The following is a 13991-nucleotide window of genomic DNA, read 5'->3' as shown; positions in this document are numbered from 1 at the left end:
GAAAGGGAAGGATAGCATGATTAAAACAAATGAAATTAAACAAAAAGATGCATTATTAGAAGAAATTACAGATTATGTATTAAATAAAGAGGTAACAAGTGCAGAAGCATTCAGTACTGCTCGTTACGTATTACTTGATACACTTGGATGCGGAATTTTAGCGTTACAATATCCAGAGTGTACGAAATTATTAGGACCAGTTGTACCAGGAACAATCGTGCCAAATGGTACACGAGTACCAGGTACGTCTTATGTACTAGATCCAGTAAAAGGTGCATTTAATATCGGATGTATGATCCGTTGGTTAGACTATAACGATACTTGGCTTGCAGCAGAGTGGGGACATCCATCTGATAACTTAGGAGGAATTTTAGCAGTTGCAGATTATATTAGCCGTGTTCGTATTTCAGAAGGAAAAGAACCGTTAAAAGTACGTGAAGTATTAGAAATGATGATTAAAGCTCATGAAATTCAAGGTGTACTTGCTTTAGAAAATAGCTTAAACCGCGTTGGCCTTGACCACGTATTATATGTAAAAGTAGCAACAACTGCAGTAGTTGCGAAAATGCTTGGCGGAACACGTGAAGAAATCTTTAATGCATTATCACATGCGTGGATTGATAATTCTAGTCTTCGTACATATCGTCATGCTCCAAATACGGGATCACGTAAATCATGGGCAGCAGGTGATGCAACGAGCCGCGGTGTTCATCTTGCAATGACTGCTCTAAAAGGTGAAATGGGTTACCCTACAGCATTATCTGCACCGGGCTGGGGATTCCAAGATGTATTATTCAATAAACAAGAATTAAAATTAGCAAGACCATTAGATTCTTATGTAATGGAAAATGTATTATTTAAAGTTTCATATCCAGCAGAATTCCATGCACAAACAGCTGCAGAATGTGCTGTGAAATTACATCCAGAAATTAAAGGAAAATTAGATGAAATTGACCGTATTACAATTACAACGCACGAATCAGCAATTCGTATTATTGATAAAGAAGGTCCATTAAATAACCCAGCGGATCGTGATCATTGCTTACAATACATTACGGCAATTGGTTTATTAAAAGGGGATATCGTTGCGGATGATTATGAGGATGCAGTAGCAAATGATCCACGTGTAGATGAATTACGTAATAAGATGGTTGTTGTTGAAAACAAACAGTACAGTTTAGATTACCTTGACCCGAACAAGCGCTCAATCGCCAACGCTGTTCAAGTTCATTTCAAGGATGGTACTGTAACAGAGAGCGTGGAATGTGAATATCCACTTGGACACCGTTTCCGTAGAGACGAAGCGATTCCAAAAGTTGTTCAAAAATTCACTGCGAATATGGCAGGTCATTATTCTAATAAGCAACAAGAACAAATTCATGAAGTTTGTTTAAATGAAGAAAAACTAGAAAATATGAATGTAAACGAATTTGTAGATCTATTCTTAATTTAATAATAGGGGGAATCTAGAATGGCTTGGGTTGTGGATAAACAGTCAACACAAGAAGAGCTTGCGAATCGCTTCCGAGCTTTAGTAGAAGCAAATGAAATTTTACAAATTCCAGGTGCTCATGATGCAATGGCAGCTCTTGTTGCGAAAAATACAGGTTTTTCAGCTCTTTATTTATCGGGAGCTGCTTATACTGCAAGTAAAGGGCTACCGGATTTAGGAATCGTAACGTCTACTGAAGTAGCAGAGAGAGCAAGAGATTTAGTAAGAGCTACAGATTTACCTGTTCTTGTTGACATTGATACAGGGTTTGGTGGTGTATTAAATGTAGCGAGAACTGCTGTAGAAATGGTGGAAGCGAAAGTAGCAGCTGTCCAAATTGAAGATCAGCAATTACCAAAGAAATGTGGACATTTAAATGGTAAGAAACTCGTTACGACAGAAGAATTAGTTCAAAAAATTAAAGCGATTAAAGAAGTTGCGCCGAGCTTATATATTGTAGCGCGCACAGATGCTCGTGGTGTAGAAGGATTAGATGAAGCAATTGAAAGAGCGAATGCATATGTAAAAGCAGGTGCAGACGCAATTTTCCCAGAAGCGCTACAATCAGAAGAGGAATTCCGTCTATTTAATAGCAAGGTAAATGCACCTTTATTAGCGAATATGACTGAATTCGGAAAAACACCGTATTATAGTGCAGAAGAATTTGCGAATATGGGCTTCCAAATGGTTATTTATCCTGTAACTTCACTTCGTGTTGCAGCGAAAGCGTATGAGAATGTGTTTACTTTAATTAAGGAAACAGGTTCTCAAAAAGATGCACTTTCTAATATGCAAACGAGAAGTGAGTTATATGAAACAATTTCATATCATGACTTTGAAGAGTTAGATACTGGAATTGCAAAAACAGTATTATCAGAGGATCAATAGATAAAACAACTAAGGCGATGAGAATACATCTTTAGCAAGACGAACTGCTTGATGTGAAAATTCATCGCCTTCTGTTTTCAAAAATAAGATATTCCACTCATCGTAGACGAGCATATGTAGTAGTAAGTAAGGCCGAAATGATAGGGGGATTCAGATGGAGAAAACGAAGTTACCGTGGGATGAATTTTTTTCACTTAATAAAGATGTGAATCATGCTTTCTTTACGCCAGAAGATTTTTCAGGAGATGAAGATTTAATCGCAAAAACGACAGAACAATTCGTTAAACAAGAAATTGTTCCACAAATGGAGAATATTGAACAACATAACTATAAAGTTTCTCGTCAATTGTTTGAGAAAGCTGGAGAACTTGGATTATTAAGTATCGAGGTACCAGAAGAATATGGCGGATTTGAATTAGGAAAGGCAGTTTCAGGGCTTGTAGCAGAAAAAATGGGATACGCTGGTGCATTTAGCGTTTCATTTAATATACACGCAGGTGTAGGTACATTGCCTTACATATATTACGGAACGAAAGAACAAAAAGAAAAATATTTGCCGAAAATTGCATCAGGAGAATGGATTGGGGCTTATGCTTTAACTGAACCAAATGCTGGTTCTGATGCTTTAAGTGCAAAAACGAGTGCAGTATTAAATGAAGATGGTACTGCTTGGAAGTTAAATGGTGAGAAGCAGTGGATTACAAATGCTCATATGGCAGATGTATACGTTGTTTTTGCGAAGACAAATAAAGGAATGACAGCGTTTATTGTCGAAAGAACATGTGAAGGTGTATCTATTGGGCTAGAAGAAAAGAAAATGGGGATTAAAGGTTCTTCAACAGCGACGCTTATTTTAGAAGATGTTGTCATCCCTGCAGAAAATGTTTTAGGGGAAGTTGGGAAAGGGCATCATGTAGCTCTTAACATTCTTAACTTTGCTAGATTAAAACTTGCCTTTGGAAATATTGGAACAGCAAAGCAAGCAATTGGATTGTCCGTTCAATATGGAAAAGAACGTAAACAGTTTCAAACGGAATTAGTAGACTTTACGATGATTCAAGAGAAAATTGCAAATATGATCATTGCTACATATGGAGCAGAAAGTGCAGCGTATCGTACAGCAGGTGTAATTGATGAAGCAATTCATGAGAGCGATGAAGATCTTATGAAGAAAATGTCTCAATTTGCAATTGAATGTGCACTGAATAAAGTAAATGCTTCTGAAACACTTGGTCATATCGTAGATGAAGCTGTACAAATTCATGGTGGTTACGGTTATATGCAAGAGTATGAAGTAGAACGATTATACCGTGATGCTAGAATTAGTCGTATTTTTGAAGGGACGAACGAAATTAATAGATTAACAGTTGCCAAAATGTTAATGAAGCAAATGGAACAAATTGAAGATACTGAAATAGAGATTGATGTAGAAAATGTCGAAAGAAACCATCGTTACATTTTATTAGCGAAAAAATTGTTGAAACAATCTTTGAAAACGCTCTCTAAAACTCCAGGTTTAAAAATTGATCAAGAGCAAGAATATTCACGTGTATTATCAAATATGTTAACGGACGTGTACGTCATGGAATCAGCATTTTTACGTACGAGTAAAGCAATTAGTAAAAATGGTGAAGAGAAAGAACGTACGAAACAAATGATAACTGACGTTATTTGTGAAGAAGGCTATCGCAAAGTAGAAGAAGCGGCGATTTCTATACTTTCAGCGGCTGTTACAGAAGAACAAGATAGACACGTAATTTTAGCTGAAATTCGTCAATTATTAGTACCTTTATATACGAACGTATTTACAAAAAAGAGAGAAGTTGCGAAAGCTATTATAAATCGTGGAAAGTATATTGTGTAAATAGGAGGAAAGCGATATGAAAAAGATTGGTTTTATCGGCTTAGGTAACATGGGTCTTCCGATGTCTAAAAATTTAGTTAAATCAAGTTACACAGTATATGGAGTGGATTTAAATAAAGATGCTGAAGCTTCCTTTGAAAAAGAAGGAGGAATTATTGGCTTATCAATCTCAAAATTAGCAGAGACATGCGATGTGATTTTTACAAGTTTACCTTCACCTCGTGCTGTTGAAGCGGTGTATTTTGGACAAGAAGGATTATTTGAAAATAGTCATTCGAATATAGTTTTAATTGATACAAGTACTGTATCTCCACAGTTAAACAAACAGTTAGAGGAAGCGGCAAAAGAAAAGAAAGTAGACTTTTTAGCGGCCCCTGTAAGTGGTGGGGTAATTGGAGCCGAAAACCGTACATTAACGTTTATGGTCGGTGGATCAAAAGAGGTATATGAAAAAACGGAATCTATCATGGGTGTATTAGGTGCAAACATCTTCCATGTTAGTGAGCAAATTGATAGTGGGACAACTGTTAAATTAATTAATAACCTATTAATAGGTTTTTATACAGCTGGTGTAAGTGAAGCATTAACATTAGCGAAAAAGAACAATATGGATTTAGATAAAATGTTTGATATTTTAAATGTAAGTTACGGCCAAAGTAGAATTTATGAGCGCAATTATAAAAGTTTTATTGCATCAGAAAACTACGAGCCAGGTTTTACTGTAAATTTATTAAAGAAAGATTTGGGGTTTGCAGTAGATTTAGCGAAAGAAAGTGAACTTCACTTACCAGTAAGCGAAATGCTATTAAATGTATATGAAGAAGCAAGTGAAGCTGGGTATGGTGAAAACGATATGGCTGCTTTATATAAGAAAGTTAGTGAACAATTAATTTCTAATCAAAAATAATAGATTTATAAACATCATAAAAAAGGAGAGAATATAATGATTACAACTGAAATTAAACGAGTAAAAAATCATATTAATGGTGAGTGGGTAGAATCTACTGGTACAGAAGTAGAAGCAGTTCCAAATCCGGCGACTGGAAAAATTATCGCTTACGTTCCGCTATCTCCGAAAGAAGATGTTGAAAAAGCTGTTGAAGCCGCAAAAGCAGCATACGAAACATGGTCTAAAGTACCAGTTCCGAATCGTTCAAGACAATTGTATAAATATTTACAGCTTTTACAAGAAAACAAAGAAGAACTTGCAAAAATCATTACGCTAGAAAATGGTAAAACATTAACGGATGCAACTGGTGAAGTGCAGCGTGGTATTGAAGCAGTAGAACTTGCGACGTCAGCACCAAATTTAATGATGGGACAAGCACTTCCGAATATTGCTAGCGGCATTGATGGATCAATTTGGCGCTACCCAATCGGAGTTGTCGCTGGTATTACACCGTTTAACTTCCCGATGATGATTCCATTATGGATGTTCCCACTTGCAATTGCTTGCGGTAATACATTCGTATTAAAAACATCTGAAAGAACGCCACTTTTAGCAGAGCGACTTGTAGAGTTATTCTATGAAGCTGGCTTCCCGAAAGGCGTATTAAATTTAGTGCAAGGCGGAAAAGATGTTGTAAATAGCATTTTAGAAAATAAAGATATTCAAGCTGTTTCGTTCGTTGGATCTGAGCCGGTAGCTCGTTACGTATATGAAACAGGTACGAAACACGGAAAACGTGTACAAGCGTTAGCTGGTGCGAAAAACCATGCGATTGTTATGCCAGATTGCAATCTTGAGAAAACAGTACAAGGTGTAATTGGATCTGCATTTGCAAGTAGCGGAGAGCGCTGCATGGCATGTTCAGTAGTAGCAGTAGTTGATGAAATTGCGGATGAATTCATCGACGTACTAGTAGCAGAGACGAAGAAGTTAAAAGTAGGTGACGGTTTCCACGAAGATAATTATGTTGGACCATTAATTCGTGAATCTCATAAAGAGCGTGTATTAGGCTATATTAACAGTGGTGTAGCAGATGGAGCTACTTTATTAGTAGATGGCCGTAAAATTAAGGAAGAAGTTGGAGAAGGTTACTTTGTAGGTGCGACAATCTTTGATGGTGTAAATCAAGAAATGAAAATTTGGCAAGATGAGATTTTTGCTCCAGTATTAAGCATTGTACGTGTTAAAGATTTAGAAGAAGGTATTAAACTAACAAATCAATCTAAATTTGCAAATGGTGCGGTTATTTATACATCAAACGGTAAACATGCGCAAACGTTCCGTGATAACATCGATGCGGGTATGATCGGTGTAAACGTAAACGTTCCAGCACCAATGGCATTCTTCGCATTCGCTGGAAATAAAGCTTCATTCTTTGGTGATTTAGGTACAAATGGTACAGATGGCGTTCAATTTTATACACGTAAAAAAGTTGTAACTGAGCGCTGGTTTTAATATAATGTAGACAACCAAATCAGTTATTAAAAGAAAACCACCACTATGAAATAGTGGTGGTTTTCTTCTTGTTAATTGCTTTTTTCAAAAGCTAGTTTAATACCAAAACCAATTAAGACAATTCCCGTTAATCCTTGAATATAACGTTGCGTCTTCGGTTTCTTCATAAAAGCACTAATTTTATCAATTAAAAATATATAAAAAGCGAACCAAATAACTGTTAAAACGAGATAAGTAAGGCCCATTACGAGAAGTTGGATAAACGTATTATGATTTGGATTTAAAAATTGCGGTAAAAACGTTAAAAAGAAAACTGCAACTTTAGGGTTTAATAAATTCGTAAGAAACCCTTGGCGAAAGCAAGAAGTGTGTTCATCTTCATTATTCAAAGGTAAGTCGTTCGTATCAACGCCTTCTTTATTTCTTACTGCTAAAAGGGCTTTAATACCAATATAAATTAAATATAGAGCTCCAACGTACTTGAAAATAGAGAATAAAAGAGCTGACTTTACAATAAGTGCGGATAGTCCGATTACTGCAGCTAACGTATGAATCAAAAGTGCAATACATGTGCCGAACACTGTCTTTACTCCGCCCGCCTTACCAGCAACTAATGTATTTTTCGTGGCCATTGCTGTATCTGGACCGGGTAAAATAATAAGACAAATAGACATAATGATGAAAAGAAAAAAATTTTCAATCATAGTCGCTCCTCCTTTTTTATTTTTAGAATATTTGATTAAAAATAGTGTAGCACATAATTCGATTTAATAAAATTAAATTTTATTAAAATTTATTAAATAGGAAAAAGGCTATATAGGCGTGTAATTATACGACTATATAGCCTCAATTTAATCCCGTATGAAAGGGCGATTGCTTCTACTAATAATAAGAGGGAGATAAACCCTACTTATTAAATTCTCACTTTACGCATTAAGTAAGTTAAAGAACCGGTTTACATCTTCTTCTGAAACATCACTTAACTGCTTATATTTATAATTTGGGTTTTGATCTTTATCAACGACAACAGAGCGTACTCCTTCAAAGAAATCTTCATGTCTCATGAAGTTTTTAGCAAGTACAAGGTCAGTAGCGAAACATTCTTCAACGGACTTATCTTGTCCATCAATAAACTGTTTTAATGTTACTTTTAGTGAAATAGGAGATTTTGATAATAACGTTTCTTTCGTTTGTAAAGCAAAGGAACTTTGATCTTTCTCTAATGAATGGATAATTTCTTCAATTGTATCGAATGCAAAATGTGAATTAATTTCTTCTAATGAAGGGGAAAGCTTGCTTTCTAAGTTTGGAGCAGTTGCAAATGTACGAATGACTTCTTTTAAATGAGTATGTACATCATCTTCTTTATGCCAATTTACACTTTCAAGTTCAGTAAGAAACTCTGGTAATGAATCAGATGTCATAAAGTAATCAGCAGCGTTTATAAATAATACGTCAGAAGCTTTTAAAATAGATGCTGTTAAAGCAACATATCGGCCAGCATACCCTGGAGCTTTATTTAAGAAATAAGCAGCACCGACGTCTGGGAAGAAGCCAATATTCATCTCTGGCATTGCCCATTTCGTACGCTCAGTTACAATTCGGTATTTTGCACCATTTGTAAGACCGACACCACCACCCATTACAATTCCATCTAAACAAGCGATAATCGGTTTTTTATATTGATAAATATATGTATCAATTTCATACTCTTCTTCAAAGAAACGTTCCGCATGCTGCAATGCAGCTTCATTTGAACGTGCTTCATAAAGAGTTTTAATGTCGCCACCTGCACAAAAACCTTTTGTGCCAGCTCCTTTTAATACGATAAGCGCAATTCGCTCATCATTTTCCCACTCTTTCAGTTTTTGCCCAATTGGTTGCAACATGTCATAAGATAAAGAATTAAGTGCTTTTGGGCGGTTTAAAGTAATTGATGCAACGCCGTTTTCGCTAACAGAAAATAAAACGTGTTCAGTCATAATTCATCCTCCCTTACATATCTTCTTATTCTTAATTCTTTATACGTACTGAAATGTCCTTTATAAATTTTGTCTAAAGTTGGCGGTATATGTTAATTTATCCACTGCATATTTTGACGAGTTATATTTGCAGGATTTTGGAGGTTGAAAATGAATATTACAACATTACTGTAATTGTAATTATTTGAAGTTACCATGATAAACACGCTATTATATATGTGTAAATTGTACATAATCACTTCGAAAAGAGTATTTGAAGTGATTATAATGAAAGAAAAATTGCTTTTCATTAGAAATAGAGAAAGGAGAAATCGGAATGCCAGTACCTTTACTATTGTCGGTGATTATTTTGTCTTCTTTAATGATAGGGATAACGCAATATTTTCATCATACAGATACGACAGAGGAAGTGAAGGATAAAGTACGACTTGTATTTCCGATTTTTATCATATCTATTTCTTTTTGCATTTTATTAAATAAAGATGGGTACATTGTTGCAGTATTTTCATTTTTTGTAGCGATTGTTTTCATTACAGTTTTATATTATGTAATGAAAGAATTTATCCAAAAATAAAGATGTCATATGAGACATTTTTATTTTTGGAAAGAATAAAATTTCACATACCGTATTATATGTGAAATTAAAAAAACATATCGCAATAGAAAAGTATGTACTTTACCGTGTATGTACTTGTCAATCTTGCATAGCCAATATACTATTAATAGTGTAGAGATTAGAAAAAGGGGTTGTATCTATCATGAAATTTGAGATGCACACAAAAATTATTTCAAATGAAAAAGAAGTAAGATTACATATAGAAGAAAACATATTTCAATTAAAATTGGATGGTTATCACTTATTTACAGTTCAAGAAATATTACCTTTATATAAATCAAATGAAGAAAGAATCGGTAGTGCAATGATACAAAAGTTAGAATGGGAGAACGGAAAAACTACAATAAACTATCAACTTGTATCACTAAATTCAGTAAATTAAAAGGAGCAGGAAACCATGAAGTTATTTCATACAGCCGATTGGCATTTAGGAAAGCTTGTTCATGGCGTGTATATGACTGAAGATCAAAAGATTGTATTAGATCAGTTTGTACAAGCTGTTGAAGAAGAAAAACCAGATGCCGTAATTATTGCAGGGGATTTATATGACCGAGCAATTCCACCTACAGAAGCAGTAGACTTATTAAATGATGTGCTGCAAAAAATAGTGATTGATTTACAAACGCCAGTTATTGCAGTTGCAGGAAACCATGATAGTCCAGATCGTATTCATTTTGGAAGTAGTTTAATGAAGAAACAAGGATTATTTATTGTGGGGCAATTTCAATTTCCATATGAGCCAATTATATTAAATGATGAATATGGGGAGGTTCACTTCCATCTCGTTCCATATGCGGATCCAAGTATAGTGAGACATGTATTGAAAAACGAAGACGTACGTTCTCATGATGATGCGATGCGTATTTTTATGAATGAGCTTTCTGAAACGATGGATAAAGAAGCGAGACATGTATTTGTTGGTCATGCATTTGTAACTTCTGCTGGAGAAGCAGAAGAGAATACTAGTGATGCCGAACGACCGCTTTCAATTGGTGGTGCTGAATACGTAAATAGTCATTATTTTGATAAGTTTCATTACACAGCGCTTGGACATTTACATCAAGCGCATTTCGTACGTAATGAAACAATTCGATATTCAGGTTCGCCACTTGCCTATTCTATTTCTGAAGAAAAACATAAAAAAGGATATTATATTGTGGAATTGGACGAGCAAGGTGAAGCAACAATTGAAAAAAGGTTACTTACACCACGCCGTAAAATGCGAACAGTAGAAGCGAAAATAGATGAATTGTTACAACATCCAGTAAGTGAAGATTACGTGTTTGTAAAATTATTAGATGAAAATCCTGTCTTGCAGCCAATGGAAAAAATACGCTCTGTTTATCCAAATGCAATGCATGTTGAAAGAGCCATTCAAAGACGAGAGTTCACTGAGTCAAATGAAGTAACTGTTTCAAGACATAAAACGGATGATTTATCACTATTAAAAGCTTTTTATAAAGAAATGAAAGGCTTAGATTTATCAGAAGAGAAAGAACGTCTATTTGTAGAAGTATTACAAACAGTGCAAGAACGGGAAGGTGAACGAGGATGAGACCGATTCAGCTTATTATGACGGCATTTGGCCCGTATAAACAGAAAGAAGTAATTGATTTTGACGATTTGGGAGAGCATCGTATTTTCGCTATTTCGGGGAACACGGGCGCTGGAAAGACAACAATTTTTGATGCGATTTGTTATGTGTTATATGGTGAGGCAAGTGGAGAAGAACGAAGTGATACGAGCATGCTCCGCAGTCAATTTGCTGATGATAATGTGTATACAAGCGTAGAATTAACCTTTCAGTTAAAAGGGAAACGTTATGAAATAAAACGACAACTGGGACATAAAAAACAAGGGAACAAGACGATTACGGGACATGCAGTAGAATTATATGAAGTAATTGATGAAGAGAAGATTCCGGCTGTTGATCGTTTCCATGTAACGGATGTAAATAAAAAAGTAGAAGATTTAATTGGTTTAAGTAAACATCAATTTAGCCAAATTGTTATGTTACCGCAAGGGGAATTCCGAAAACTATTAACATCTGAGACAGAAAACAAAGAAGAGATTTTGCGTCGTATTTTTAAAACAGATCGTTATAAGTTAATGCGTGAGTTACTTGATCAAAAACGAAAACAATGGAAAGACGTCTTACAAGAAAAACAAAAAGAGCGAGAGCTACATTTTCGTAATGTTTTTAAATTACCGATCCGAGATGGAGCATTATTAGAGACATTAGTGGAACAAGACCATGTAAATACGCATCAAGTAGTAGAGGCATTAGAACAAGAGACAGCTGCGTATAAGGCAGAGGTGGAGCAATTACAAGTAGAACAAGATATTCAAACGAAGCAATTAAAGGATGCTGAAACACGTTTTCATGCAGCGAAGTCTGTAAATGAGAAATTTATAGATTTACAACAAAAGAATGAGAAATATAATACTTTACAAGAAAAACGTTCAGTAATTGAAATGAAAGAACTATCTTTTAAGCGTGCGGAACAAGCGAAGCGCTTATTACCATTTGAACAGTGGTATGAAGAAGCAATGCAAAATGAGCAGAAAGCTGAAAGTTTGTTAAAACAAATTATCGCTAAAAAAGAAAATATAATGAATAATTTTGAACTTGCTCAGGAGAAATATGAAGCAGTAAAGAATAAAGAACCTGAGAGAGAAAATGCAAAAAAACTTGTTCAAAGATTAGAAGAGTTACAACCGATTATTGCATCGTTAGCTGAGAAACAGTTGAATTTACAAAATGCAGAAATTCAACTAGGAAAATTAAAAGAAAGTATGCAAAACTTAGATCGACAATTAGAAGAGCATACAAATCAAAAACAGCTAATGTCTGGTGAATTACAGCAATTAGAGCGAGCGCTTGAACGATATATAGATAAAGTAGAAGAACTAACGAATATGCGAGAAGATGCAAAAGTTTTAAAGCAAGCATATGACGTATGGCAAGAAAAACAAAAATTCGAGCAAGAAAAAGAAACTGCATTTATTAAGATGCAAGAGACAGTTCGTGCATATGAGAATATGGAACGTCGCTGGTTAAGTGAACAAGCTGGTATATTAGCTCTTCATCTACATGATGGTGAATCTTGTCCAGTATGTGGCAGCACGAACCATCCGAAAAAAGCTTCAGAGCAAAGTGATGCCATCAATGAAAAAGAGTTAAATGATTTAAGAGACAAGAAGAATCTTGCTGAAAAATTACATGTTCAGTTAGAGGAGAAATGGAATTTCTATCATCTTCAATATGAACAAGTAATAGAAGAGGTTAAGAAGCGGGGCTATCGCTCAGAAGAATTAGCTGAAACATATAGTGCGCTTGTTCAAAAAGGAAAACAATTAGCAACTGAAGTGAATACGTTAAAAGCAAGTGAAGAAACGCGTAAGCAAACAGCTGTGAAAATAAAAAGCATAGAAGAAAAAGTAGATGCACTTCAGAAACAAAAACATGAGGTAGAAACAGAACAGCACCGTATAGAAATGGATTGTATGCAGCTTCGTACGTCATATGAACATGATAAGAAAAACATTCCTGAAAACTTACAAACAGTCCAAGCTTGGAAAGTCCAGTTTGACCAAGCTATGCATGAGCTCAAATTAATGGAGGACGAATGGAAGAAAGTGCAGGAGGCGTATCAACATTGGCAAAATGAAAATATACGTATTCAAGCAGAACAGGAAGGTGCTTCTAATCAATTTGAAAGTGCAAAATCGAAGAAAGAAGAGACTTTCACGCGCTTTATGAAAGAGCTTGAACAGAGTGGATTTACAGATCAAATTACGTATAAAGAAGCGAAATTAAGTGATGTCGAGATGGATATGTTACAAAAAGAAATTCAAAGCTATTATTCATCTCTTGAAGTACTTGCAAAACAAATTGAAGAGTTACATGCTGAATTAAAAGATAAAGAGTATATGGATATTACGGCGTTAGGTGAACATATAAAAGATCTAGAAATTAACCTTGATATCATTAAAGAAAAACGTCAACGTTCGCAAAATGCGGTAACATATATTTCTGATTTACATGAAAATATTAGACGTATTGATGAGCAAATTCATGAGGAAGAAAAAGCTTTCCAAGAACTTGTTGACTTATATGAAGTAATGAAAGGTGATAACGAAAGCCGTATTTCATTTGAACGTTACATCTTAATTGAGTATTTAGAACAAATTGTTCAAATCGCAAACGAACGATTACGTAAATTATCAAATGGACAATTTTATTTAAAACGAAGTGAACGAGTTGAAAAGAGAAATCGCCAAAGTGGATTAGGTTTAGATGTATACGACGCATATACTGGCCAAACACGCGATGTAAAAACTCTATCTGGCGGCGAGAAATTTAATGCATCGCTATGTTTAGCGCTCGGAATGGCAGACGTCATTCAAGCGTATGAAGGTGGTATTTCCATCGAAACGATGTTTATCGACGAAGGATTCGGTTCATTAGATGAGGAGTCATTAACAAAAGCGGTTGACGCATTAATTGACTTACAAAAATCAGGTCGATTTATTGGTGTAATCTCACACGTTCAAGAGCTAAAAAACGCAATGCCAGCTGTATTAGAAATAACGAAGCAGAAGGATGGGTGTAGTCAGACACGGTTTGTGGTGAAGTAAGTTCAATTGTAATTCATATTATTTGCGATTCTTTAGTATAGAACTTTTGATAAAATAAAGGGGCTGTCTCATAAGTCTCTTTCGAAGTAATATCACATGAAATC

The 13991-nt window shown here is 35.1% G+C and carries 11 protein-coding genes; 9 read left to right on the top strand and 2 right to left on the bottom strand.

Features of this window, described 5'->3' with window-relative positions:
• Nucleotides 1-16: 16 nt before the first annotated feature.
• The 5 genes from prpD (at nucleotide 17) to ACTFNE_RS08255 (ending at nucleotide 6648) form a co-directional block, all read left to right on the top strand.
• Nucleotides 17-1453, top strand: a complete 1437-nt coding sequence (gene prpD, locus ACTFNE_RS08275; RefSeq protein WP_046197485.1) for a 2-methylcitrate dehydratase — start codon at nucleotides 17-19, stop codon at nucleotides 1451-1453.
• A gap of 18 nt (nucleotides 1454-1471) precedes the next feature.
• A complete protein-coding gene (gene prpB / locus ACTFNE_RS08270) occupies nucleotides 1472-2380 on the top strand; it encodes a methylisocitrate lyase (RefSeq protein ID WP_000312630.1) in 909 nt (302 codons plus the stop codon).
• A gap of 154 nt (nucleotides 2381-2534) precedes the next feature.
• Nucleotides 2535-4244, top strand: a complete 1710-nt coding sequence (locus ACTFNE_RS08265; protein WP_000416020.1) for an acyl-CoA dehydrogenase family protein — start codon at nucleotides 2535-2537, stop codon at nucleotides 4242-4244.
• Between the two features lie 16 nt (nucleotides 4245-4260).
• Nucleotides 4261-5151 (top strand): NAD(P)-dependent oxidoreductase, encoded by an 891-nt coding sequence (locus ACTFNE_RS08260; protein ID WP_046197484.1) that lies wholly within the window; start codon nucleotides 4261-4263, stop codon nucleotides 5149-5151.
• A gap of 36 nt (nucleotides 5152-5187) precedes the next feature.
• A complete protein-coding gene (locus ACTFNE_RS08255; RefSeq protein WP_000633351.1) occupies nucleotides 5188-6648 on the top strand; it encodes a CoA-acylating methylmalonate-semialdehyde dehydrogenase in 1461 nt (486 codons plus the stop codon).
• A 71-nt stretch (nucleotides 6649-6719) separates the two neighbouring features.
• On the opposite strand, the gene ACTFNE_RS08250 is transcribed toward ACTFNE_RS08255, so the two are convergent.
• Both ACTFNE_RS08250 and ACTFNE_RS08245 read right to left on the bottom strand, forming a co-directional pair.
• Nucleotides 6720-7352, bottom strand: a complete 633-nt coding sequence (locus ACTFNE_RS08250) for a LysE family translocator (RefSeq protein ID WP_046197483.1) — start codon at nucleotides 7350-7352, stop codon at nucleotides 6720-6722.
• Between the two features lie 222 nt (nucleotides 7353-7574).
• The gene (locus ACTFNE_RS08245) at nucleotides 7575-8630 is read right to left on the bottom strand and encodes an enoyl-CoA hydratase/isomerase family protein (protein WP_046197482.1); all 1056 of its coding nucleotides are present in this window, start codon (nucleotides 8628-8630) and stop codon (nucleotides 7575-7577) included.
• A gap of 316 nt (nucleotides 8631-8946) precedes the next feature.
• Between ACTFNE_RS08245 and ACTFNE_RS08240 the strand changes: the two genes are divergently transcribed.
• The 4 genes from ACTFNE_RS08240 (at nucleotide 8947) to ACTFNE_RS08225 (ending at nucleotide 13887) form a co-directional block, all read left to right on the top strand.
• Entirely contained in the window at nucleotides 8947-9204 is a 258-nt protein-coding gene (locus ACTFNE_RS08240; RefSeq protein ID WP_001145041.1) for a hypothetical protein, read from the top strand.
• Nucleotides 9205-9388: 184 nt separating this feature from the next.
• Nucleotides 9389-9628 carry a DUF2584 domain-containing protein gene (locus tag ACTFNE_RS08235; RefSeq protein ID WP_000667348.1) on the top strand — a complete coding sequence of 80 codons (240 nt, stop codon included), beginning with the start codon at nucleotides 9389-9391 and terminating at the stop codon, nucleotides 9626-9628.
• Between the two features lie 15 nt (nucleotides 9629-9643).
• Nucleotides 9644-10801 (top strand): exonuclease SbcCD subunit D, encoded by a 1158-nt coding sequence (locus ACTFNE_RS08230; protein WP_046197481.1) that lies wholly within the window; start codon nucleotides 9644-9646, stop codon nucleotides 10799-10801.
• Nucleotides 10798-13887 carry an SMC family ATPase gene (locus ACTFNE_RS08225; protein WP_270705420.1) on the top strand — a complete coding sequence of 1030 codons (3090 nt, stop codon included), beginning with the start codon at nucleotides 10798-10800 and terminating at the stop codon, nucleotides 13885-13887. The genes ACTFNE_RS08230 and ACTFNE_RS08225 overlap by 4 nt, the downstream gene beginning before the upstream one ends.
• The last annotated feature ends 104 nt before the right edge of the window (nucleotides 13888-13991 follow it).

The organism is Bacillus cereus group sp. MYBKT111-2, from assembly GCF_051915205.1.
Classification (GTDB): domain Bacteria; phylum Bacillota; class Bacilli; order Bacillales; family Bacillaceae_G; genus Bacillus_A; species Bacillus_A paranthracis.
The sequence above is the reverse complement of the archived record's forward strand: the minus strand, read 5'-3'. Positions and strand labels throughout refer to the sequence as shown.